The organism is Enterobacter sp. Tr-810 (assembly GCF_011752765.1).
Classification (GTDB): domain Bacteria; phylum Pseudomonadota; class Gammaproteobacteria; order Enterobacterales; family Enterobacteriaceae; genus Enterobacter; species Enterobacter soli.
On the sequence record NZ_VWWW01000008.1, the window covers coordinates 49,290 to 71,228 of the forward strand.

At 52.5% G+C, this 21,939-nt stretch carries 23 protein-coding genes; 13 read left to right on the top strand and 10 right to left on the bottom strand.

Annotated features, from left to right (window positions below; genetic code table 11):
- The first annotated feature begins 141 nt into the window (after positions 1 to 141).
- Positions 142 to 774, top strand: coding sequence for a response regulator transcription factor (locus F3J30_RS19435; protein ID WP_245551562.1), 633 nt, complete (start codon positions 142 to 144; stop codon positions 772 to 774).
- A gap of 83 nt (positions 775 to 857) precedes the next feature.
- Here F3J30_RS19435 and F3J30_RS19440 read toward each other — a convergent pair whose 3' ends face one another.
- The 6 genes from F3J30_RS19440 to F3J30_RS19465 all read right to left on the bottom strand — a co-directional run bounded on the left by F3J30_RS19440 (position 858) and on the right by F3J30_RS19465 (position 3,805).
- Positions 858 to 1,139, bottom strand: a complete 282-nt coding sequence (locus tag F3J30_RS19440) for a hypothetical protein (RefSeq protein ID WP_245551563.1) — start codon at positions 1,137 to 1,139, stop codon at positions 858 to 860.
- Positions 1,140 to 1,149: 10 nt separating this feature from the next.
- Positions 1,150 to 1,557 (bottom strand): hypothetical protein, encoded by a 408-nt coding sequence (locus F3J30_RS19445; RefSeq protein ID WP_014068517.1) that lies wholly within the window; start codon positions 1,555 to 1,557, stop codon positions 1,150 to 1,152.
- Between the two features lie 64 nt (positions 1,558 to 1,621).
- The gene (locus tag F3J30_RS19450) at positions 1,622 to 2,104 is read right to left on the bottom strand and encodes a ribonuclease domain-containing protein (RefSeq protein ID WP_166718270.1); all 483 of its coding nucleotides are present in this window, start codon (positions 2,102 to 2,104) and stop codon (positions 1,622 to 1,624) included.
- Positions 2,105 to 2,121: 17 nt separating this feature from the next.
- Positions 2,122 to 2,571, bottom strand: coding sequence for a lysozyme (locus F3J30_RS19455; RefSeq protein ID WP_041162173.1), 450 nt, complete (start codon positions 2,569 to 2,571; stop codon positions 2,122 to 2,124).
- On the bottom strand, positions 2,571 to 3,173 hold the full coding sequence (locus F3J30_RS19460) for a DUF2589 domain-containing protein (RefSeq protein WP_014068520.1): 603 nt from the start codon (positions 3,171 to 3,173) through the stop codon (positions 2,571 to 2,573). Before F3J30_RS19460 ends, F3J30_RS19455 begins: the two co-directional genes overlap by 1 nt.
- A 74-nt stretch (positions 3,174 to 3,247) precedes the next feature.
- Positions 3,248 to 3,805 (bottom strand): DUF2589 domain-containing protein, encoded by a 558-nt coding sequence (locus F3J30_RS19465; RefSeq protein WP_014068521.1) that lies wholly within the window; start codon positions 3,803 to 3,805, stop codon positions 3,248 to 3,250.
- 206 nt (positions 3,806 to 4,011) lie between these two features.
- Here F3J30_RS19465 and tyrB point away from each other — a divergent pair, with 206 nt between their 5' ends.
- The 3 genes from tyrB to F3J30_RS19480 all read left to right on the top strand — a co-directional run bounded on the left by tyrB (position 4,012) and on the right by F3J30_RS19480 (position 6,659).
- Entirely contained in the window at positions 4,012 to 5,205 is a 1,194-nt protein-coding gene (gene tyrB / locus F3J30_RS19470) for an aromatic amino acid transaminase (RefSeq protein ID WP_166718271.1), read from the top strand.
- Between the two features lie 270 nt (positions 5,206 to 5,475).
- Positions 5,476 to 6,189 carry an acid phosphatase AphA gene (gene aphA / locus F3J30_RS19475; RefSeq protein ID WP_166718272.1) on the top strand — a complete coding sequence of 238 codons (714 nt, stop codon included), beginning with the start codon at positions 5,476 to 5,478 and terminating at the stop codon, positions 6,187 to 6,189.
- Between the two features lie 116 nt (positions 6,190 to 6,305).
- A complete protein-coding gene (locus F3J30_RS19480; RefSeq protein ID WP_014068524.1) occupies positions 6,306 to 6,659 on the top strand; it encodes an MmcQ/YjbR family DNA-binding protein in 354 nt (117 codons plus the stop codon).
- Positions 6,660 to 6,662: 3 nt separating this feature from the next.
- Here the strand turns inward: F3J30_RS19480 and uvrA are convergent, their stop codons facing one another.
- Positions 6,663 to 9,485, bottom strand: coding sequence for an excinuclease ABC subunit UvrA (gene uvrA, locus F3J30_RS19485; RefSeq protein WP_166718273.1), 2,823 nt, complete (start codon positions 9,483 to 9,485; stop codon positions 6,663 to 6,665).
- 251 nt (positions 9,486 to 9,736) lie between these two features.
- Here uvrA and ssb1 point away from each other — a divergent pair, with 251 nt between their 5' ends.
- On the top strand, positions 9,737 to 10,261 hold the full coding sequence (ssb1, locus tag F3J30_RS19490) for a single-stranded DNA-binding protein SSB1 (RefSeq protein ID WP_014068526.1): 525 nt from the start codon (positions 9,737 to 9,739) through the stop codon (positions 10,259 to 10,261).
- 76 nt (positions 10,262 to 10,337) lie between these two features.
- Here ssb1 and F3J30_RS19495 read toward each other — a convergent pair whose 3' ends face one another.
- The gene (locus tag F3J30_RS19495) at positions 10,338 to 10,619 is read right to left on the bottom strand and encodes a YjcB family protein (protein ID WP_014068527.1); all 282 of its coding nucleotides are present in this window, start codon (positions 10,617 to 10,619) and stop codon (positions 10,338 to 10,340) included.
- A 478-nt stretch (positions 10,620 to 11,097) separates the two neighbouring features.
- Between F3J30_RS19495 and F3J30_RS19500 the strand changes: the two genes are divergently transcribed.
- Together F3J30_RS19500 and F3J30_RS19505 are read left to right on the top strand one after the other, a co-directional pair.
- On the top strand, positions 11,098 to 12,501 hold the full coding sequence (locus F3J30_RS19500) for a sensor domain-containing diguanylate cyclase (protein ID WP_166718350.1): 1,404 nt from the start codon (positions 11,098 to 11,100) through the stop codon (positions 12,499 to 12,501).
- Between the two features lie 339 nt (positions 12,502 to 12,840).
- A complete protein-coding gene (locus F3J30_RS19505; RefSeq protein WP_014068529.1) occupies positions 12,841 to 14,409 on the top strand; it encodes an EAL domain-containing protein in 1,569 nt (522 codons plus the stop codon).
- Positions 14,410 to 14,414: 5 nt separating this feature from the next.
- On the opposite strand, the gene soxS is transcribed toward F3J30_RS19505, so the two are convergent.
- Positions 14,415 to 14,741, bottom strand: a complete 327-nt coding sequence (soxS, locus tag F3J30_RS19510; protein ID WP_003860277.1) for a superoxide response transcriptional regulator SoxS — start codon at positions 14,739 to 14,741, stop codon at positions 14,415 to 14,417.
- Between the two features lie 98 nt (positions 14,742 to 14,839).
- Here soxS and soxR point away from each other — a divergent pair, with 98 nt between their 5' ends.
- The 4 genes from soxR to F3J30_RS19530 all read left to right on the top strand — a co-directional run bounded on the left by soxR (position 14,840) and on the right by F3J30_RS19530 (position 19,765).
- Positions 14,840 to 15,298: a redox-sensitive transcriptional activator SoxR gene (gene soxR, locus F3J30_RS19515; protein WP_014068530.1), complete on the top strand. Its 459-nt coding sequence runs from the start codon at positions 14,840 to 14,842 to the stop codon at positions 15,296 to 15,298.
- Positions 15,299 to 15,649: 351 nt separating this feature from the next.
- Entirely contained in the window at positions 15,650 to 16,321 is a 672-nt protein-coding gene (locus F3J30_RS19520) for a glutathione S-transferase (protein WP_014068531.1), read from the top strand.
- A gap of 298 nt (positions 16,322 to 16,619) precedes the next feature.
- Complete coding sequence (ghxP, locus tag F3J30_RS19525; protein ID WP_014068532.1) at positions 16,620 to 17,969, top strand: guanine/hypoxanthine transporter GhxP; 1,350 nt, start codon at positions 16,620 to 16,622, stop codon at positions 17,967 to 17,969.
- Between the two features lie 149 nt (positions 17,970 to 18,118).
- Positions 18,119 to 19,765 carry a Na+/H+ antiporter gene (locus F3J30_RS19530; RefSeq protein ID WP_014068533.1) on the top strand — a complete coding sequence of 549 codons (1,647 nt, stop codon included), beginning with the start codon at positions 18,119 to 18,121 and terminating at the stop codon, positions 19,763 to 19,765.
- 59 nt (positions 19,766 to 19,824) lie between these two features.
- Here F3J30_RS19530 and F3J30_RS19535 read toward each other — a convergent pair whose 3' ends face one another.
- A complete protein-coding gene (locus F3J30_RS19535) occupies positions 19,825 to 20,712 on the bottom strand; it encodes a LysR family transcriptional regulator (RefSeq protein WP_014068534.1) in 888 nt (295 codons plus the stop codon).
- Positions 20,713 to 20,814: 102 nt separating this feature from the next.
- Here F3J30_RS19535 and F3J30_RS19540 point away from each other — a divergent pair, with 102 nt between their 5' ends.
- Positions 20,815 to 21,225, top strand: a complete 411-nt coding sequence (locus tag F3J30_RS19540; protein ID WP_166718274.1) for a CidA/LrgA family protein — start codon at positions 20,815 to 20,817, stop codon at positions 21,223 to 21,225.
- Positions 21,218 to 21,907: an LrgB family protein gene (locus F3J30_RS19545; RefSeq protein WP_014068536.1), complete on the top strand. Its 690-nt coding sequence runs from the start codon at positions 21,218 to 21,220 to the stop codon at positions 21,905 to 21,907. The genes F3J30_RS19540 and F3J30_RS19545 overlap by 8 nt, the downstream gene beginning before the upstream one ends.
- Positions 21,908 to 21,939 lie beyond the last annotated feature (32 nt).

A 21,939-nucleotide genomic window follows, 5' to 3' on the forward strand; every position in this document is an offset into this window, starting at 1 on the left:
AAGGCTGTATTTTTCGTTAAGTGCTACTTAACTTCTTAGTCAGGGAATATGGCATTTGCCTTATGCCGAATGCTGTTTTTACAGTTCGGAAATAGCACTCATACTCATTTTCGGAAAAGGTTGATTGAATAATTCAAGGGAATGGAAATCACACGAGGTTACGTTGCAATGAATATATTGATGATCGATGAATTGCCGATCTACATTCACGGTATGAAGACTGAGCTGAAAAGAGTCATGCCGGAATGTACCGTTTTTGCTACAAACAGCTTTGAAGATGCACAGGTTATTCTGGCGTCAACGCCGGTAAACATTATTTTGCTCGACGGTGAAATGAAATGCAGTGATTTCATCCATAGTCTGACGTCCAATTGGCCTACGTTGCCGATTGTCGTGATGTTGAGAAAAGCGACAGACAGAATATTTAATTTTTACATTCGACAAAATGTAAAAGGTATTTTCACCAAAGAGCTTCCGGTAGAGAAAATCAGCCAGATATTAAGCATGGTCGCTTCCGGGGTTGTCTGCTTCCCCGAGCAGGCGGTGGTTCACCGGGAACAGCCCGTTAGCGCATTGCCGATCCACTCTCTGAGTCGTCGGCAGCAGGAAGTTCTCAAACTTCTGGCCAACGGAGGAACGAATAAGCAAATCAGCAGACAACTCAACATCAGTGCGGGTACGGTCAAAGTGCACCTTGAGTCAATTTTTCATCGGCTTCAGGTAAACAATCGCACCCAGGCTGCAATGCTCTATTTTAAATATATTGCTAATTAGGCGACACGCCGTAAAATTTCGTGCAGTGATTGTCATGTTAAATAAAAGCGCAACAAGTGGGCTTTGTTGCGCTTTTATCTTGTTTAGTGCGATTGTGATTTGAAGTAATAGATAACAACAATTAAGGTTCCGAAATCTTGTAGTAACCAAAAAGGGAAGCTGTCGCTCAGAATGTCAGCGCCTGTCAAAATAAACTTCACGTTTAAGCTGCTTTCGCCAAAAAAGCCAAACGCCAGTGCCGCTAAACCGATTTTACACAGTGTCGGTAAAGCGTGTACGCGTCGGCTGTAGGCCGCAAATAATATCAATAGCGACGTCACCAGATCGACAACAATAATAAAAGGCAGAACCCATCCGTTCATCATGTTAAGCATCTTATTCCCCATCAAGTTTGTTGTTATTTAAATCAGGCTGAGGAAGTGACTCATTTCTGACTTTGCTTTTGATCACGCTGGCAACGTCAAAAATATCGCGCTGTTCATGGCGACGAAAGAAGTTAGCCAGCCAAACAATCAGCCCATTGCTCATGGCGCCCAATATGTATCCTAAGCCCAGCGTAATATCGGCCTGGTTAAGATCTATTTTCAGCCAGCGGGCGGCTAACCCACCTAACGCTACCGCGGCCCCCATACTGATCCCACCAAAAATGATGCCCGCCATAAACCGGCTGTGCTGGTGCAACCGCTGTGGTTGCCAGAAAAAAGAAATACTTACACCACCAAATAAACCTGAAAAAGCCAGTAATGCTTCACTAATAAGCGTAGGGAGATAGATGTCAGACATGACGTTATCCTCAACAAGATAAAAACCCCGGTAAAAGGGGTTTTATCACCGTGACAGGGGCGGATTATTGGCAAGGTTCCAGCTCAGCCAAATGCTGATACGTATCGGTTGTGATAAACCGCTGTTGCCCGGAAAGGCTGTAAATCACGCGCTTAGGGCTGCGATAACCCTTCTGAACGTCAATATCAGCGCTGAGCCACTGCTGCTTTGCGGGCAGAGCCGGGTTTGCGTAGCTATCGCCGCCAATCCACTTTTTATTGGTAGGTTTTAACCCCCAGAGTGTCTCCGTCTCTTTGCCAGACCAGCCAAGCCGCCTTGCTTCGTCGGTAGTGATATAGCGATCGGGCAGGCGACCAAAGTTCTTGATATTGCGCAGTGTGGTCGCCAGGTCCGTCACGTCGTTAATCGGCGCGATGCCCTGCTCAGATAAAAACGTATTGGTCTCTTTAATTTCATCTTCACAGGTTTTCAGAGCTGCGCTGGCCTGTATCGCAGCAGAAAGGGTGACGGCCAGAACAGCGGCGTTTATGAAAGTACATGTTTTCATCGTGTTTTCCTTTTTAATTAACTGAGAAACAACTTCATTTCCGCCTCGCGGCGTCGGGTAAGGCCCGTCAACACTTTTCCGCCCGCTTTGTTCCAGCTTTTGAACTGGAGCGCTGCGCCGTCGATATCCCCGGTGTTAAATTTTTTCAGCAGGGTCGATTTCTTTAAATTGCCGACGCCGAGGTTGAAGGCAAACGACACCAGCGCATCGAACTGGCTTTGAGTTGCACTGTGGGTCAGCAGCTTTTTAACGCCATCCTCCGTGCGCTTCAGGTCTTTGCGCAGCAGGGTTTTGGCCTCGCCAGTGGTGATTTTGGTGAGTTTTTCCATCTCCTCTTTGAGGATCAAATGGCCGTAGCCGATGGTCCACAAACCCACGGCGTCGCGATAACGCTCCAGCTTCAGTCCTTCAAAATGGCAAATCAGCTCGACGCCTTTATCGCCGGTGCTTTCAGGTTGTTTTTGCATCATGGAGTCTCCTCTGCTCTGGGACGGGGAATGACTTTGTTGGTGTATTCGTCAATCAAACGCATCACGCTTTCCGGCGGGGGTAATGCGGTAAATTGCATCTCCACGTCAACGTGGCGGCTATCGCGTCCACCTTTGCTGTCGCTTGAAGGCGAAAGGCTGACATGAAAGCGACCAAACTCGTTTTCACCCGCCTGCTGCGACGGGGTTTGCATCCCTTCGGTGCGGATCGTGAGGTTGACCTTCATTTTTTCCAGCATCAGGCCGCGCGGGGTGGAAAGTGCGACCAGCGGCAGGTCGAAATAGTGCTTTTCATCCAATGCCAGCTGAATGGTGCGGGGGATCAGCGAGCCGTCGTCCGCCGGTTCAAAAAAAGGATCCAGCGCCTTCATATACTGCTGGGCGATCATTTCATTAGCTGCCGTCGCCGCGTATTGCATTCCCCGGGTAATATCTTCAAGCGTGACGGGTACGCCCGGAATATCCGCGGGAGGCGGTGGAGTATTTCCCTTTACCGGAGGCGGCGTTCCATCAGCCTCTTTCTCCGTCTTATTCTCTGGCTCCTCATCCTTGTTGCCGCGTAGCCACGTTTTAAAAGACATAATTCACTCCTGAAGTGAGGCCGCCGACGGCAGCCTCATGCGTTAGGGAAAAGCAATACTCTGCTGGCGGGCCGTTACTGCGCCGCGACAGGCTTGGTTTTGGCGTTGGTGAGATAATCAATCACGCGCTGCAGCGCTTCAGGCGGTTCCTGACGTTTGATCTGTGTGTGAATGGAATACTTGGCGCGGGTGTCGGTGGAGCGGGTTTGCTCCGATTTATGCGATACCTTGCCGGTCATTTTGGCTTTGAACACGCCCCAGCCGATGGACGCTTCAACGGAGGCTTCCGCTTCAGTGCTGCTGGAGCTGGCTTCGCTCTGGCTCACTTCCAGCTCGAAGTCGATGGTGCCGTCTTCAATGCAAATGATGGGGTGAGTGATGGCCGCCAGCAGCGGGATGCTCATTTTGCGGGTAACGCTGCCTTTATTAACGCCTTGCTCGTCCACCACGGTTTCGTCGTAATCAAACTCAATGGCGACGGCTTTACCGTCTTTAATACAGACGGAAAGCAGGAAATCGGTATACGACTTGCTGGCCTGAACCTGCGCTTTGATCATCGCCTGCAGCGGGCCGCCGATCATATGTTCCAGCGGCAGGGCGTTAATGACTGAACCAATAAATTGTGAATCCATAATGTGAACTCCTTGAATCAGTGAATGCGCGGATGCGCAGGATTCACATTACGGCAGGGGGAGATTGTGAAATATTGGGCAAATGACACGGGGCGAGAGTGCAAAAAACCTATGCCGATCGCAGGATGCGGGGAAAGGGTGGTTTTACGGGAGGTTCCGGTTTATTGTTGAAATCCCTGCCTCATCGATTTCCGGAGAACCATCGCGTGTTTCAGAAAGTTGACGCCTACGCCGGCGACCCCATTCTCTCCTTAATGGAGCGTTTCAAAGAAGATCCTCGCAGCGACAAAGTGAACCTGAGCATTGGCCTGTATTACAACGAGGATGGCATTATTCCTCAGTTACAGGCAGTGGCAGAAGCCGAAGCGCGTCTTAATGCTGTGCCACATGGCGCATCGCTTTATCTGCCGATGGAAGGGTTAAATGCTTACCGTAGCACCATTGCGCCGCTGTTGTTTGGGGCCGATCATCCGGTGCTTGCGCAAAAACGTGTCGCCACCATCCAGACGCTGGGCGGCTCGGGTGCGCTGAAGGTCGGCGCAGACTTCCTGAAGAAATATTTCCCGGATTCCGGCGTGTGGGTCAGCGATCCTACGTGGGAAAACCACGTTGCTATCTTCGAAGGTGCAGGTTTTAAGGTCGCAACTTATCCGTGGTTCGACAACGAAACCAACGGTGTGCGCGTAGAGGCACTGCTGGAAAAACTGAACACCCTGCCAGAGCGCAGTATTGTGCTGCTACACCCTTGCTGCCATAACCCAACGGGCGCAGACCTCACCAATCCTCAGTGGGATGCGGTGATTGAGGTACTGAAAGCGCGTAACCTGATCCCGTTCCTCGACATTGCCTATCAGGGCTTTGGCGCAGGTATGGAAGAAGATGCCTACGCGATTCGCGCTGTTGCCAGCGCCGGGTTACCTGTACTGGTCAGCAACTCGTTCTCTAAAATCTTCTCCCTGTATGGCGAGCGCGTTGGCGGTTTGTCTGTGGTCTGTGAAGATGCTGAAGCCGCAGGGCGCGTGCTGGGCCAGCTGAAAGCGACCGTGCGCCGTATCTACTCCAGCCCTCCAAACTTTGGTGCGCAGGTTGTAGCGACCGTTCTGGGTGACGATAAGCTGAAAGCGTCCTGGCTTGCCGAAGTGGAGGCGATGCGCAAACGCATTCTGTCTATGCGTCAGGAGCTGGTCAACGTGCTGAAAGAGGCCGTACCGGGACACAATTTTGACTATCTGCTTAAACAGCGCGGGATGTTCAGCTACACCGGTTTGAGTGCGGCACAGGTTGACCGTCTGCGTGATGAGTTCGGCGTTTACCTGATTGCCAGCGGCCGTATGTGCGTAGCCGGTCTGAATGCCAGTAACGTACAGCGCGTGGCGCAGGCGTTTGCTGCAGTGATGTGAGTATTCACTTACTTGCATGCTATATGTAGGCCGGGTAAGGCGAAGCCGCCACCCGGCTTTTTTTGTTCGCGTCGGTGCCAGTCATTCGCCCGGTGGCGCTGCGCTTACCGGGCCTACACGTTTCTTCTGCGCTTTGTGATCATCTTCTTTTTATTCCGCTCCATAAGCAAAAACTCCTTCCCTTCACCTGCCGCTGGGGTTATGGTCGGGTAGTTTTTTGACCATTCACTCAAAATAAAACGATAACAAACTGAATATTCAGGGGAAAATATGCGCAAGATCACACTGGCGCTCAGCGCCGCCTGCTTATTGTTCTCGCTTAATAGTGCCGTCGTTGCGCGAGCTTCCGCGCCCACACCGGTTTACACCGGAACCACCGCCGCCATCCTTGCTGAACAAGCACCGATCCACTGGGTTTCTGTGGCACAGATTGAAAACAGCCTGATGGGTCGCCCGCCGATGGCCGTGGGGTTTGATATCGACGACACCGTCTTGTTCTCAAGCCCGGGCTTCTGGCGCGGTAAAAAAATGTACTCACCGGACAGCGAAGCCTATCTGAAAAACCCGGAGTTCTGGGAAAAAATGAATAATGGCTGGGATGAATTCAGCATTCCGAAAGAAGTGGCTCGCTCGCTGATTGCCATGCATGTTAAGCGTGGCGACAGCATTTTCTTTGTGACCGGACGCAGCCAGACCAAAACCGAAACGGTATCCAAAACCTTGCAGGACGATTTTCTGATCCCTGCTGCCAACATGAACCCGGTGATATTTGCGGGTGATAAACCCGGTCAGAACACCAAAACGCAGTGGCTGGAGCAGAAAAATATCAAAGTATTTTATGGTGATTCAGATAACGATATCACCGCCGCTCGTGATGTCGGTGCCAGAGGGATCAGGGTGTTACGCGCCTCTAATTCGACCTACCGACCGCTGCCAATGGCGGGGAGTTTTGGCGAAGAGGTGATTGTGAATTCTGAATACTGAGGTATGCTGATTTTTTGTACAAATCAGGCCTGCCGGGTTTACCTTTTGTCGTCTTGCTGCACACTTAAAGAGGCAGGTACTCAGGTCGCGTTCAACCCATTTACAGGTGAGCAAAGATGACAATCTCGGAGATACTTCAATATTGCATGAATAAGCCCGGCGCAGAGCAAAGCGTCCACAGTGACTGGAAAGCCACGCAGATAAAGGTTGGCGATGTGCTGTTTGCCATGGTGAAAGAGGTTGAAGGTCGCCCGGCGGCATCGCTGAAAACCAGCCCGGAGCTGGCTGAACTGCTACGCGAGCAGCACCATGATGTCCGGCCAAGCAAGCATCTCAATAAAGCCCACTGGAGCACCGTCTATCTTGATGGATCGCTGCCCGGCTCGCAAATTTACTATCTGGTGGATGCATCTTATCAGCAGGCCGTTGAGCTGTTGCCGGAATCGACCCGACAACAGCTCTCCGTGTGACGATTACAGCAAAGGCTTGAGGAAACGTGCGGTGTGCGACGCTTCGCACTCTGCAACGGTTTCTGGCGTACCGGATACAAGAATTTCGCCGCCGCCGCTACCGCCTTCCGGACCGAGATCCACAATCCAGTCTGCGGTTTTAATCACGTCGAGGTTGTGTTCAATCACCACAATGGTGTTGCCCTGATCGCGCAACTGATGCAGAACGTCGAGCAGCTGCTGAATATCCGCAAAGTGCAGACCAGTGGTCGGTTCATCCAGAATGTACAGCGTCTGGCCGGTGCCGCGCTTGGACAATTCGCGCGCCAGCTTCACGCGCTGCGCCTCACCGCCGGAAAGCGTGGTCGCTGACTGCCCAAGACGGATATAGGTCAGCCCCACATCCATCAGCGTTTGCAGTTTACGCGCCAGCGCAGGCACGGCATCAAAGAACTCGCGCGCCTCTTCAATGGTCATATCCAGCACTTCGTGGATGGTCTTGCCTTTGTATTTAATCTCCAGCGTTTCGCGGTTATAACGCTTACCTTTGCACTGGTCGCACGGCACGTAGATATCTGGCAGGAAGTGCATCTCTACCTTGATAACCCCATCGCCCTGACAGGCTTCACAACGGCCGCCGCGTACGTTAAAGCTGAAACGTCCTGGCGTATACCCGCGCGAACGCGATTCCGGCACACCGGCGAAGAGTTCACGTACAGGCGTGAACACGCCGGTATAGGTTGCCGGGTTGGAACGCGGCGTACGGCCAATTGGGCTCTGATCGATATCGATAACCTTATCGAAATGCTCCAGTCCCTGAATATCGCGGTACGGCGCTGGTTCAGCAAGCGTAGCGCCATTAAGCTGGGTCTGCGCAATCGGGAACAGCGTATCGTTGATAAGCGTTGATTTACCGGAACCGGACACGCCGGTAATACAGGTAAACAGGCCAACGGGTAGTGTCAGGGTCACGTCTTTCAGGTTGTTGCCGCGCGCACCGGAGAGTTTCAGTACTTTTTCCGGGTTCGCCGCTACACGCTGTTTCGGCACCTCAATTTTGCGCTTGCCGCTCATGTACTGGCCGGTCAGCGATTCCGGCACTGCCATAATGTCCTTGAGCGTCCCTTCCGCCACGACCTGGCCGCCGTGTACGCCTGCGCCCGGGCCGATGTCGATAACGTGGTCTGCGGCGCGAATAGCATCTTCGTCGTGCTCGACCACAATCACCGTGTTGCCAAGATTACGCAGGTGGATAAGCGTACCGAGCAGGCGCTCGTTATCGCGCTGATGCAGGCCGATAGAGGGCTCATCCAGCACGTACATCACGCCCACTAAGCCCGCACCAATCTGGCTTGCCAGACGGATACGCTGCGCTTCACCGCCGGAGAGCGTTTCAGCCGAACGGGAAAGCGTCAGATAGTTCAGACCGACGTTCACCAGGAATTTCAGGCGATCGCCAATCTCTTTCAGTACTTTTTCTGCAATTTTCGCGCGCTGACCGGAAAGCTTCAGGTTAGTGAAGAAGTCCATCGCGTGGCCGATGCTCATGTCTGAGATGGTCGGCAGCGCGGTATTTTCGACAAACACATGACGCGCTTCGCGACGAAGGCGCGTGCCATCGCAGGTGGCGCAGGAGCGGTTGCTGATAAATTTCGCCAGCTCTTCGCGCACTGCGCTGGATTCCGTCTCTTTGTAACGGCGCTCCATGTTGTGCAACACGCCTTCAAACGGGTGACGGCGCACGGAGGTATCGCCACGATCGTTCATGTATTTGAATTCGATATTGTCTTTACCGGAACCGAACAGGATCACTTTGTGCACGTTTGCGCTCAGGCTAGCCCACGGGGCTTCGACATCGAATTTATAGTGCTCAGCCAACGACTTGAGCATCTGGAAATAGTAGAAGTTACGCTTGTCCCAGCCGCGAATCGCTCCGCCAGCCAGCGACAGTTCCGGGTTCTGAATCACACGGTCTGGATCGAAATACTGCTGAACGCCCAGCCCGTCGCATGTCGGACATGCCCCCGCGGGGTTGTTGAACGAGAACAGGCGTGGTTCAAGCTCGCGCATACTGTAGCCGCAAATCGGGCAGGCAAAGTTCGCTGAGAAGAGCAGCTCTTCGGCTTTCGGGTCGTCCATGTCGGACACCACGGCGGTGCCGCCAGAGAGTTCTAGCGCTGTTTCAAAGGATTCGGCCAGACGTGTCGCCAGATCCTCGCGCACTTTGAAGCGGTCAATCACCACTTCGATGGTGTGTTTCTTCTGTAATTCTAGCTTCGGTGGATCAGACAGGTCACACACTTCACCGTCGATACGTGCACGGATGTAGCCCTGGCTTGCCAGGTTTTCCAGCGTTTTGGTGTGCTCGCCTTTACGCTCTTTAATGATTGGCGCGAGCAGCATCAGGCGTTTGCCTTCCGGCTGTGCCAACACGTTATCGACCATCTGGCTCACGGTTTGCGCGGCCAGCGGCACGTCGTGATCCGGGCAGCGCGGCTCACCTACGCGTGCAAACAGCAGGCGCAGGTAGTCATGAATTTCGGTAATCGTACCCACCGTTGAACGCGGGTTATGTGAAGTCGATTTCTGCTCAATAGAGATAGCAGGTGACAACCCTTCAATATGGTCAACGTCCGGTTTTTCCATTAACGACAGGAACTGCCGGGCATAGGCAGAGAGCGATTCAACGTAACGACGCTGTCCTTCGGCGTATAAAGTGTCGAAAGCCAGTGAGGATTTGCCAGACCCCGAAAGCCCGGTCACGACGATGAGCTTGTCGCGAGGGATAATGAGGTTGATATTCTTGAGATTGTGGGTGCGGGCGCCCCGAACTTCGATCTTATCCATTCACCTTTCCCGGTAGGAACACTGTTTGCCTGGTTTGTTTGAAGGACAACCGGCTGTCAGAAACGGCTAATTATGACACAAATTGACCTGTTTGAATATACAGTATTGGAATGCATTTTCTGATTCGCTGTGTAACAATGTTCAGTTCGCGAGAGAAGTCTGGAACGTGCTACGCAACTATCAAAGTGGCGTATGGAAATGGTACACTCGCGCGTTTACACTATTAAGAAACGTATTCAGGAGACACGAACATGGCCAGCAGAGGCGTAAACAAGGTGATTCTCGTCGGTAATCTGGGCCAGGACCCGGAAGTACGCTATATGCCGAGTGGTGGCGCAGTTGCCAACATTACGCTGGCTACTTCCGAATCCTGGCGTGATAAAGCGACCGGTGAAATGAAAGAACAGACCGAATGGCACCGTGTTGTGCTGTTCGGCAAACTGGCTGAAGTGGCGGGTGAGTACCTGCGTAAAGGTTCTCAGGTTTACATCGAAGGCCAGCTGCGTACCCGTAAATGGACCGATCAGTCCGGCGCTGAAAAATACACGACCGAAATCGTGGTAAACGTCGGCGGCACCATGCAGATGTTGGGTGGCCGTCAGGGCGGTGGCGCACCAGCAGGTGGCGGCCAGCAGCAGGGCGGTTGGGGTCAGCCTCAGCAGCCACAGGGCGGCAACCAGTTCAGCGGCGGTGCACAGTCTCGTCCGCAGCAGCAGTCTGCGCCGGCGCCATCTAATGAACCGCCAATGGACTTCGACGACGATATCCCGTTCTGATTTCTGTCAGGCATAAAAAACCTCGCAAATGCGAGGTTTTTTATTGTGCCCATCAGTACCCGCAGGAATGACTCTGTCAGGTAATCACCATCGGCCAGTCCGGCGGAGTGTGGCTCATTGCTTCAACCATGACGACTTTCACATTTTCCCAGATGGTTGCGATATCCAGCAGGGTGATGCCAAGCAAGCCCGTTGCAAACCAACATGCCGCGCCCAGTCCCAGCACGGTGCTGATCACCGCCAGGCCAGCGTAGTCAGATTTACGAAATTGAATATTCAGGGTGCTGGCTAAAAACATCAAAACCGCACTGAACAACGGCCAGCGCAGGAGAACCATGCTGGTGGTAATGGTTGCCATAAACCTATCCTCGAAAAGCAGACGAACGACTGAAACAGCGTTTTGAGTTACATAATATGTGTGAACTATATCACACTTGCTGTTTTATTCGCCAGTGTCAGGATGATGAAAATAGTTGCAGACATAGACACGAGATATGCTTTTGAACGCAAATGAAAATATATCTTTGCAGGCTAATGGTGGGCTTTCCCCACTCTTTGTAATGAATTCATTGAGATAGCCAAACCTCTGCAATATTTCAAAAGTTGTATAACGTTTACAGCATAAACCCTATAGATTATGCTTGAGTGGACAAATAAATGTACTCGTAGCTAATAATTCAGGTTTTTGAATTTTCTGGTTTTTTTCTGATGCGTATCATTTTCATTACACACAGAGTGTTATTTAATTATTCTGAATGTTTATTCAATAATTAATGTTTTTTTAATCTGAATATATGTTGCGGTCGGTCTATCATTTAATGACCTGCGAACAAATGATGAAAGAAAAACGATGCGATATTGTTAATGACAGTATGCAGGCGCTGCACGCACTGGCTAAGCTTATGCCACTGCTTAATTCTCAGTGCTCTTTATCGGAAATGCTGGACACCATTAACCGGGTTTTAGGTTCAACACTTGCCTGGGTCAGCGTTGATGACGATGACGGATTGCAACGGGTGGTGTGCGCAGGTGACGTCACCTGTCACTCTTTTGAAGTAACTGATTTTCTTGCCAGTACCACGCTGCAACGCCATAACCGGTCATGGCGGGTGGTGTACTGGAAAGAGCATATCGGCCGCGCACTTTTTCCCCCTCAGCACCCAGGCTACACGCAATTACAAAGCGGTGTTTTATGCAAACTCTCTTCACACGACTGGCACTGTAGCGGCTATTTCTTTTTAGCGTTTGATGAACGACTCAATTCTCTCCCGATCCTTAAAAATATCGTGGTGGTGCTGGTTGAGAAGCTAAAAGACTATTTTGAAGAAATTATTGCGCGAGAAAAAACGGCGCAAGAAATGCAGCGGGTAGTCACGCAGTATAAAACCTTGTTCGAGCGAGCCCCGGTGCTCATGAACTCCTTCGACAAACATAACCGTTGTGTATTGTGGAATGCAGAGTGTGAAAAAGTGTTTGGCTGGAGTATGGCGGAGGTCGCTGCGCATTCCGATCCGCTGGTACTTTTCTATCCTGATCCTGAAGAGCGCCGACGGGTGCGGGAGTCTGTGCATGTTTCTCCCCTAAAAGACATGTATGAATGGCATCCTCTGCGCAGAGACGGGATGCAACTGACCATTCTGTGGTCTAATATCTTGTTACCCGACAACTCGATTCTGAATATTGGTCTGGACATTACCGAGCGGAAAAAAGCAGAGCAGCAACTGGCGGTTAAGGCTACCACTGACGATCTCACCGGCTGTTTTAACCGCTCAGCAATTTTGCAGAAGCTTAAATCGGCGCTGGCGGCGAATTCGCGACAGGATGCCGACAGCCAATTTTGCGTTCTGATGTTCGACCTGGATTATTTTAAGCAAATCAACGATGAATGGGGGCATCTGGTTGGCGATGCCGCACTGATCCATTTTTGCGATCGACTACGGGAAATCAGCCCGGCCGGATCGGCTCTGGGGCGAGTGGGCGGTGAAGAATTTTTATTGTTGCTGGCGCGAACAGACGGCGATGCCGCAACACGACTCTCCAACCAGTTACGTCACATATTGAAGGCAAAACCCCTGCTGGTCGGCGACAGAAAGCTGGAGCTTGCTTTTAGTGCCGGTGTGGTTGAAGTGGGTCTGGGTCAACGCGATACCTCGGCATTACTCACGCGAGCAGATAAAGCATTATATGATGCGAAGCGTACCGGAAGAGGGAAAACAGTGCTGGCTTCTGATTATTTATAAATCGAATCAGGGATGACTTATCGCCAAATGGCATAAAATTTCATGTTCAACGTGTTCTTTTTTCATGCTGCCAATAGTTTAGCTTAATCACCGATCCTCTGTTGTGTTATCTTAAAACCTCCCGCTCAGACTGGATAATTATGTTCCTTAATAGAAACGGAACGAATACTTTCAGTTTGGCTTACGGGAGAATATTATCGGCATAACGAAAATTAAGATTTTTAATACTAAAAGTCAGTTGCTAACTTCGCATGATTCATGCAACGTAATCACCTGTTTATCAAAGCATCCGGCCTTCATTACTACAGGCGTGCAAAATGCAGGGATATAGGGCGGGAAATGAATCGTAGCGCACGGCGCAAGATGCTAAGGGTGGTAGGGATCATCATGGTAGTTCTGCTACCGGTGATGCTTGCGCTATGGTTTGCCCAGCTAAGAGCCGTAACAGAAACAAGTGCCCAATTACGAACATTTGCCGAGCTGGCGTTAGATAAAACAGAACTTGTAATTCAACAAGTTGACCTGGCGCGTGATGACGCCGAAAAATATCGGGGCAAATTGTGTACGCCAACACATCGTCAATATATGTTGAACGTTGTGCGTGGTCGTTTGTTCGTCGCTGATTTAATTTATGCCGAAGGTCAGAATTTTCTTTGTTCGACAGTTCTTACGCCTGAACACCCTTACTTAATATCTCCCGCCAATTACAAACGTAAGCCTGACGTCGCTATCTATTATTATCGCGATACGCCATTTTTTACCGGTTATAAAATGACGTATATGCAGCGTGGGAATTATGTCGTTGTGGTTAATCCACTTTCTTACAGCGAGGTGATGTCAAACGATCATTCGCTGTCGTGGGGAGTATATGACACCGTTACCAATGCATTTTTTTCAGTCAGTGCGCAGGCCAACGTTTCATTATTAAATTCGATGATTCGACATAAGGAATCGACATTTCAAAAAGATGAGCGTTTCTACACAATTGTAAATTCCGAAAAACGCCCTATTGCCGCCATCGTTTCGACATCGAACAAACGTTTTTATGAAACGCTCTATCATCAGGCAACTCTGACGCTGCCGCTGGGGATGATTTGCAGCATTATTATACTGCTGGTGTGGTCACGTACTCATCGTGAGCTCAATTCACCAGGGCGCTTGTTGCACCGGGCGCTGAATAAGCGCCAGTTGTGCGTTCATTATCAACCCATTATTGATATTAAAAATAACCGCTGCGTGGGTGCTGAAGCCCTGCTGAGATGGCCTGGGTTTAACGGTCAGATAGTGATGAGCCCTGCGGATTTTATTCCACTGGCCGAAAAAGAAGGGATGATCGAACGCATTACCGATTACGTCGTTGAAGAGGTCTTTAGCGATCTGGGTAATTTCCTGGCTGCAAATCCTCATCTTTATATTTCGATCAACTTATCGGCTGCGGATTTCCACTCTTCGCGCCTGATCGCCCTGATCTCGGATAAGGCCCGCTTCCACTCGGTTCGCGCACAGCAGATCAAAATTGAAGTGACGGAGCGCGGCTTTATCGATGTCCCTAAAACGACGCCGGTTATCCAGGCGTTCCGCCAGGCGGGTTATGAAGTGGCTATCGATGACTTCGGTACAGGCTACTCGAACCTGCATAACCTCTATTCCCTGAACGTCGATATCCTCAAGATTGATAAATCTTTCGTCGACACGCTGACAACCAACAGTACCAGCCACTTGATCGCTGAGCACATTATCGAAATGGCACAAAGCCTGCGCTTAAAAACCATCGCGGAAGGGGTGGAAACGGCAGAGCAGGTGAGCTGGCTGTTAAAGCGTGGTGTACAGTACTGTCAGGGATGGCACTTCGCGAAAGCGATGCCGCCGCAGGAATTTATGACCTGGCAGCAGCAGCCTTTACGCTAAACGCATTAATTCAACTGATGGCGATAATCGCTCGGCGTGCGGTCGAACTCGCGACGGAACACGCGGGAGAAGGTCTGTTGCGATACATAACCCAGATCCATGGCGATATCAAAAATAGGCCGTTGCGTAGAGCGTAACGCCTGCGCTGCCAGCAGTAGTCTGCGCTGACGAATGTAATCGCCCAGCGTTTGATGCATGACTGTGCGGAACATTCTCTGTAAATACCATTTCGAATAGCCCGACTTCTTAGCGACCACATCAATGTTCAACGGTTGGTCGATATGTTCATCAATCCATTCAATAAGTGTCTGAATAATTTGCTGATGCGACATAAGGTTGCCCCTCTGTAGATACAACTATCTCTGTTGATTCGTCGTTTTCTCTGCGGGGGAGTATAATTCCTCAAGTTAACTTGAGGTAAAGAGGTTTTATGGAAAAGAGATTACCGCGCATCAAAGCGCTCTTAACCCCTGGTGAAGTAGCAAAGCGAAGCGGTGTGGCGGTATCGGCGCTCCACTTCTATGAAAGCAAAGGGTTAATTAAAAGTATTCGTAACGGCGGGAACCAGCGTCGCTACACGCGCGATGTGCTCCGTTACGTGGCTATTATCAAAATTGCGCAACGAATCGGAATTCCCCTGGCCACCATCGGCGATGCGTTTGGCGTTCTGCCGGAAGGGCACACACTGAGCGCAAAAGAGTGGAAGGAGCTTTCCTCCCAGTGGCGTGACGAACTGGACAGACGCATTCATACCCTGGTGGCATTGCGTGATGAACTGGACGGGTGTATTGGCTGCGGATGTTTATCACGCAGCGATTGTCCATTGCGTAACCCGGGCGATAAGCTCGGCGAGCAGGGGACAGGGGCACGGTTGTTGGAAGAGGATTGAGGATATTTGGGCAGTTCGCCAGTAACGCAGTGAATGTAGGCCGGGTAAGGCGCAGCCGCCACCCGGCAAAAACACCGCACCCTATAAAGAACTAAAGCGCCACATAAAGGGCGCTTTAGTTTTTCCCGGTCTTTGTCTTTCACTCTATCCCGCTGGTTCACGGGAGGGTTTCCCCCGACATCAGCACCCCTCATGTCGAGCAAGTTGGGGAGGTTCCGGATTGTGCTGACACTTTAATTCTATGCAAGGAGCTGATTTTCGCCAGTGCGGGAGTTCGCTTTTTAGCCAAATTATTTTCGCGGTGTTATTCAATTTTCTATAGTTAATCAGTATGAATCACAGGAGAACATGATGCTCACCGTACACCATCTTAATCAGTCGCGTTCACAGCGTGTGATTTGGGCGCTGGAAGAACTTTCTTTGCCTTATCAGATAGTTCACTACCAGCGCGAAAAGAACATGCTGGCACCTGCGGCGCTGCGAAAAGTGCATCCGCTGGGTAAATCCCCGGTGATTGAAGATAACGGACTGATCCTGGCGGAGTCGGGTGCCATTCTGGAATATCTCCAGGAAACCTATGACGCAGAGTTTCAGCTTAAGCCGCGGGATCCGGCGCATAAAGTGCAATACCGTTTCTGGCTGCACTACGCAGAAGGTTCGCTTATGCCGCTGCTGTTGATGAAGCTGGTTTTTGCAAGCCTGGGAAAACCACCTATCCCGTTTGGACTGCGGGCACTGGGGAAGGTGCTGGGGCAAGGGGTACAAAAGGCCTGGCTCAATCGACAGCTGGAAACCCACGCGCGCTATATCGAATCTTATCTTAGCGAAAACAGCTGGTTTGCCGGTGAGCACTTCAGCATGGCTGATATTCAGATGAGTTTTCCGGTTTTTGCGCTGCTTGCGCGAGGTGGCGTTGAAAACCTGCCACATATTCATGCCTGGAAGAAAAGGGTGGAAATGCGCCCAGGATGGCAACGTACTCTCGAACAAGGCGGGCCGTTCGATATTCCAGGCGAAGGCTGAAATGTTACTAAATTGCGCATAGACGATAACGTTTGCGCATACTCTGGTTAATTCTTCAGCGTCATAAGCTAATTTTAGCGAAAAACGAGAAAGTTAAGTTGAAAAGGGCGGTGATTAGGCTAGATAATCGTTTGCCTTAATTTGACCACCCGTTTTGTAAGCGCGGAGCTAAACGTTTGCTTTTTTTGTGACGCCCCTATTCGTCACAAACGTAGCACAAGGATTTGACGTTTTGCTGGCAGTGGAGTCTCCACCACGTTTACGGACTTTCTATAAAAACTCTCAGGGGATGTTTTCTATGTCTACGCCATCTGCGCGTACTGGCGGTTCACTTGACGCCATGTTTAAAATTTCTGCACGCGGCAGCACCGTGCGCCAGGAAGTCGTTGCCGGTCTGACAACGTTTCTGGCGATGGTTTATTCCGTCATCGTTGTGCCGGGGATGCTCGGTAAAGCGGGCTTCCCGCCTGCGGCGGTTTTTGTTGCCACCTGCCTCGTGGCCGGTGTGGGTTCCATCGTGATGGGCCTGTGGGCGAACCTGCCACTGGCCATCGGCTGCGCTATCTCTCTGACCGCATTTACCGCATTCAGCCTGGTACTGGGTCAGCACATCAGCGTGCCTGTTGCGCTCGGCGCCGTGTTCCTGATGGGTGTCCTGTTTACGGTTATCTCCGCAACCGGCATTCGTAGCTGGATTTTGCGCAACCTGCCGCAAGGTGTGGCGCACGGTACCGGTATTGGTATCGGCCTGTTCCTGCTGCTGATCGCGGCTAACGGTGTTGGCCTGGTTATCAAAAACCCACTGGACGGCCTGCCGGTTGCCCTGGGTCACTTCGCCAGCTTCCCTGTTATCATGTCTCTGATTGGCCTTGCGGTGATTATCGGTCTGGAAAAACTGAAAGTTCCGGGCGGTATCCTGCTGACCATTATCGGTGTTTCCGTTGTTGGCCTGATTTTCGATCCGAACGTTCATTTCTCCGGTATCTTCGCCATGCCATCCCTGAGCGATGACAAAGGCAACTCCCTGATTGGTAGCCTGGATATCGTTGGTGCGCTGAACCCGGTGATCCTGCCAAGCGTACTGGCGCTGGTGATGACGGCGGTGTTTGATGCCACCGGTACTATCCGTGCGGTAGCAGGCCAGGCGAATCTGCTGGACAAAGACGGCCAGATTATCGACGGCGGTAAAGCACTGACCACCGACTCCCTGAGCAGCGTTTTCTCAGGCCTGGTAGGTGCAGCGCCAGCAGCGGTGTACATCGAGTCCGCAGCGGGCACGGCGGCAGGCGGTAAAACCGGCCTGACAGCCATCACCGTTGGCGTGTTGTTCCTGCTGATCCTGTTCCTCTCCCCGCTTTCTTACCTGGTACCTGCGTATGCAACGGCTCCGGCGCTGATGTATGTCGGCCTGCTGATGCTGAGCAACGTGGCTAAAATCGATTTCGCAGATTTCGTTGATGCCATGTCAGGCCTGATTACTGCGGTGTTCATCGTGCTGACCTGTAACATCGTTACCGGCATCATGATCGGTTTCGCATCGCTGGTGATTGGCCGCCTGGTATCCGGTGAGTGGCGTAAGCTGAACATCGGTACTGTGGTCATCGCCATTGCACTGGTCGCGTTCTACGCGGGTGGCTGGGCGATTTAAGTTATCGATTTATGCGAAAACGGGTGGCTTTGGCCGCCCGTTTTTATTTTCGGAACACACATCGTTGCCAATTGCGTTACTCTCTGGAAGATAGAATAGAGGCACGACGCCTTCCGTTGTACACAAGAATCATCGCAAACAGGGAACGCATGGAAATCTTCTTCACAATACTCATCATGACCCTTGTGGTCTCGCTATCCGGGGTTGTCACTCGCGTACTGCCGTTTCAGTTACCCCTGCCATTAATGCAAATTGCCATTGGTGCGCTGCTGGCATGGCCGACCTTTGGTTTACACGTCGAGTTCGACCCGGAATTGTTCCTCGTACTGTTTATCCCGCCGCTGCTGTTTGCTGATGGCTGGAAAACCCCGACGCGCGAATTCCTGGAGCACGGGCGAGAGATCTTCGGCCTGGCGCTGGCGCTGGTGGTAGTAACCGTGGTGGGGATAGGGTTCCTGATTTACTGGGCGGTGCCGGGTATCCCGCTGATCCCGGCCTTTGCGCTGGCGGCGGTGCTATCGCCCACCGATGCCGTGGCGCTTTCCGGCATTGTCGGTGAAGGCCGTATTCCGAAGAAAATTATGGGCATCTTGCAGGGTGAGGCGCTGATGAACGACGCTTCCGGCCTGGTTGCCCTGAAGTTTGCCGTGGCCGTCGCGATGGGGACGATGGTCTTCACCGTGGGTGGCGCGACCCTGGAATTCTTTAAGGTGGCGATTGGCGGTATCCTGGCAGGCTTCGTGGTGAGCTGGCTGTATGGCCGTTCACTGGGCTTTCTCAGCCGCTGGGGCGGTGATGAACCTGCCACGCAGATCGTGCTGCTGTTCCTGCTGCCGTTCGCTTCTTACCTGATTGCTGAACATATTGGCGTGTCGGGCATCCTCGCGGCAGTTGCGGCAGGGATGACCATCACCCGTGCGGGCGTCATGCGCCGTGCGCCGCTGGCGATGCGTCTGCGTGCAAACAGTACCTGGGCGATGCTGGAGTTCGTGTTTAACGGCATGGTGTTCCTACTGTTAGGCCTGCAACTGCCGGGCATTCTGGAATCTTCACTGGTGGCGGCAGAAGCCGACCCTAACGTTGAAACCTGGATGCTGTTCACCGATATCGTGCTTATCTACCTTGCGCTGATGCTGGTTCGTTTTGGCTGGCTGTGGACGATGAAGAAATTCAGCGTGCGCTTCCTGACGAAAAAACCGATGGAGTTTGGCTCCTGGACCACGCGCGAGCTGCTGATTGCTTCCTTCGCCGGGGTGCGTGGGGCGATCACCCTTGCCGGTGTGCTCTCCATTCCGCTGCTGTTGCCGACGGGTGATGTCTTCCCGGCCCGTTACGAGCTGGTGTTCCTGGCGGCGGGCGTGATTCTGTTCTCGCTGTTTGTCGGCGTGGTCATGCTGCCAATCCTGCTCCAGCATATCGACACCGGCGATTCGACTCAGCAGCATAAAGAGGAGCGTATTGCCCGCGCGGCAACGGCAGAAGTGGCGATTGTCGCGATCCAGAAAATGGAAGAACGACTGGCGTCAGATGCCGAAGAGAACATCGACAACCAACTGCTGACGGAAGTGAGTTCACGCGTTATCGGGAACCTGCGCCGCCGTGCCGACGGGCGAAATGATGTGGAGAGTTCGCTTCAGGAAGAGAACCTGGAGCGCCGCTTCCGCCTGGCGGCGTTGCGTTCAGAGCGTGCCGAGCTGTATCACCTGCGCGCCACGCGTCAGATAAGTAATGAGACGCTGCAAAAACTGCTGCACGATCTGGATCTGCTGGAAGCGTTGTTGATAGAAAATCAGTAGTCTGTGCGGGCTGATGCCCTCACCCCAGCCCTCTCCCACAGGGAGAGGGGGAAGGGGCACTATTCAGACTGGACCCAAAACCCCTCACAACACTTCAGCCACGCCTGCGCGCTGTGCGACAAATAAACCCCTTCGCGCCAAATCATTCCTAGCTGCCAGTGCAAATCGCTCTCCAGCGGGATCCAGCGCAGGGTGTTTTTATCCAGCCGCTCGCAGATAGGCTGCGGTAAAATCGCAATCCCCACGCCTGCCTGAACCATGGCCGCCAGAAAGTCCCACTGACCGCTTCGCACCGCAATGCGCGGTTTCACGTTGTGCTGGTTAAACAGCGCCATCAACTGACGGCTAAGGGCAAAATCTTCGTTGTAGATAAGCAGCGGGTGCTCGCCCAGCAGTTCGGGTTTTACCGAATCTATCTTCAGCCAGTCGCCGGAGCGTGGCACCAGCACGCACAGCGGATGACTAAAGAGCGGCAGGGTGGCCAGCCCGCTCTCTTCCTCAACGGGAAGCGCAGTCATCGCCACGTCCAGCTCACCGTTGGTGACAGCCTGCTGCACGGTTAAGCCGCCGAATTCGGAAATTTTCAGCTCTACGCCAGGGTAGCGCTGGCGGAACAGGCTGATGGGCCCGGCCATCATCATCCCCACCATGGGCGGGATGCCCAGACGCAGCAGCCCTTTGGTCAGATGGTTAATATCACCAAGCTCCGCTTCTAGCTGGCGAAACTCCGCCAGGATAGCCAGCCCGCGTTCAAACACCACGCGGCCGGTATCGGTCAGCAGCAGCTTGCGGCCGTCGCGAATAAGCAGCGTACAATTCAGTTCATCTTCGAGGTTTTTCAGCATCTTGCTGATGGTAGGTTGGGTGACAAATAACTTCTCCGCTGCGCGGGTAAAACTCTGCTGGCGAACCACTTCGACAAAATAGCGCAGCGTTCTTATGTCCATGATTATTCCTCGAAACTATGTATTTGATGATTTTAATTCATTTCAGTCCATTACGTGTGGTCACTATACTGGCGCTTCATCGCATTTTTGAGGAAATCACCCATGGCCGTGGCGTTAAGTCGTGTTACGCCTGCCGTTGTGCAACGACTTCAGGTACCGGTTCAGGTACTGCTCTATGCCGCGCTGTTTGTTTTCGCGGAATATCTTGTCAGCTGGTTACACCTGCCTCTGCCTGCCAATCTGGTCGGGATGGTGCTGATGCTGACGCTCATTCTTTGCCGCGTTGTTCCCCTCAACTGGGTCCGCGCCGGCGCACGCTGGTTGCTGGCAGAAATGCTGCTGTTCTTTGTCCCGGCGGTGGTGGCGGTAGTGAACTACGCGCAACTACTGATGGTCGACGGCTGGCGCATTTTTGCTGTGATCGCCCTGAGCACGCTGATGGTGCTGGGCGCAACGGCCTGGGTGGTGGATAAAGTCTATCGCTTTGAAATCAGCAGGCAGAAGCATGACTAACTTTCAGATAAGCGTGCTGTGCCTGATTGCCACCCTGGTTATCTACTTTGCCAACAAGCGTCTGTATCGCCGCTTTCACGCCCTGCCGCTGATGCCGCTGGTGTTCACGCCGATCCTGCTGGTACTGATGCTGGTGTTCGGGCACATCTCCTGGCAGAACTACATTGGTGAATCCCACTGGCTGCTGTGGCTGCTCGGTCCGGCGACTATCGCTTTTGCGGTGCCGGTGTACGACAACCTGGCGATTATCAAACGCCACTGGATGTCGCTGAGTGCGGGCGTGATTACCGCCACGGTGGTGGCGGTGTGCAGCTCGGTCTGGCTGGCGCGGTTGTTTACCCTGTCGGATGAAATTCAGCGCAGCCTGGCCGTGCGGTCGGTGACCACGCCGTTTGCACTGGCGGCGGCCAAACCGCTCGGCGGGCAGCCGGATCTGGTGGCGCTGTTTGTCGTCGTCACCGGAGTCTTCGGCATGGCGGTAGGCGATATGCTGTTTCTGCGCTTGTCTATCCGCGAAGGGATGGCAAAAGGGGCCGGGTTTGGCGCGGCTTCTCACGGTGCAGGAACCGCACGTTCTTACGAACTGGGTCAGCAGGAGGGCGTGGTTGCAAGCCTGGTGATGATGCTGTCGGGCGTGGTGATGGTGCTGATTGCGCCGCTGGTGGCGTGGGTGATGTTTTAAACTCCCCGGCCGGATGGCCGGGGAGGAAGAGC

Coding starts and splice junctions, on each gene's coding strand:
- F3J30_RS19500 (WP_166718350.1), top strand. CDS start 11,098: ATGAAAGAAAAACGATGCGATATTGTTAATGACAGTATGCAGGCGCTG.
- F3J30_RS19435 (WP_245551562.1), top strand. CDS start 142: ATGGAAATCACACGAGGTTACGTTGCAATGAATATATTGATGATCGAT.
- F3J30_RS19455 (WP_041162173.1), bottom strand. CDS start 2,571: ATGCAAAAACAACCTGAAAGCACCGGCGATAAAGGCGTCGAGCTGATT.
- ghxP (WP_014068532.1), top strand. CDS start 16,620: ATGTCTACGCCATCTGCGCGTACTGGCGGTTCACTTGACGCCATGTTT.
- F3J30_RS19465 (WP_014068521.1), bottom strand. CDS start 3,805: ATGGATTCACAATTTATTGGTTCAGTCATTAACGCCCTGCCGCTGGAA.
- F3J30_RS19445 (WP_014068517.1), bottom strand. CDS start 1,557: ATGTCTGACATCTATCTCCCTACGCTTATTAGTGAAGCATTACTGGCT.
- F3J30_RS19440 (WP_245551563.1), bottom strand. CDS start 1,139: ATGATGAACGGATGGGTTCTGCCTTTTATTATTGTTGTCGATCTGGTG.
- F3J30_RS19520 (WP_014068531.1), top strand. CDS start 15,650: ATGCTCACCGTACACCATCTTAATCAGTCGCGTTCACAGCGTGTGATT.
- F3J30_RS19545 (WP_014068536.1), top strand. CDS start 21,218: ATGACTAACTTTCAGATAAGCGTGCTGTGCCTGATTGCCACCCTGGTT.
- soxR (WP_014068530.1), top strand. CDS start 14,840: ATGGAAAAGAGATTACCGCGCATCAAAGCGCTCTTAACCCCTGGTGAA.
- F3J30_RS19495 (WP_014068527.1), bottom strand. CDS start 10,619: ATGGCAACCATTACCACCAGCATGGTTCTCCTGCGCTGGCCGTTGTTC.
- F3J30_RS19480 (WP_014068524.1), top strand. CDS start 6,306: ATGACAATCTCGGAGATACTTCAATATTGCATGAATAAGCCCGGCGCA.
- F3J30_RS19460 (WP_014068520.1), bottom strand. CDS start 3,173: ATGTCTTTTAAAACGTGGCTACGCGGCAACAAGGATGAGGAGCCAGAG.
- F3J30_RS19540 (WP_166718274.1), top strand. CDS start 20,815: ATGGCCGTGGCGTTAAGTCGTGTTACGCCTGCCGTTGTGCAACGACTT.
- ssb1 (WP_014068526.1), top strand. CDS start 9,737: ATGGCCAGCAGAGGCGTAAACAAGGTGATTCTCGTCGGTAATCTGGGC.
- F3J30_RS19450 (WP_166718270.1), bottom strand. CDS start 2,104: ATGAAAACATGTACTTTCATAAACGCCGCTGTTCTGGCCGTCACCCTT.
- F3J30_RS19530 (WP_014068533.1), top strand. CDS start 18,119: ATGGAAATCTTCTTCACAATACTCATCATGACCCTTGTGGTCTCGCTA.
- F3J30_RS19535 (WP_014068534.1), bottom strand. CDS start 20,712: ATGGACATAAGAACGCTGCGCTATTTTGTCGAAGTGGTTCGCCAGCAG.
- aphA (WP_166718272.1), top strand. CDS start 5,476: ATGCGCAAGATCACACTGGCGCTCAGCGCCGCCTGCTTATTGTTCTCG.
- soxS (WP_003860277.1), bottom strand. CDS start 14,741: ATGTCGCATCAGCAAATTATTCAGACACTTATTGAATGGATTGATGAA.
- F3J30_RS19505 (WP_014068529.1), top strand. CDS start 12,841: ATGAATCGTAGCGCACGGCGCAAGATGCTAAGGGTGGTAGGGATCATC.
- uvrA (WP_166718273.1), bottom strand. CDS start 9,485: ATGGATAAGATCGAAGTTCGGGGCGCCCGCACCCACAATCTCAAGAAT.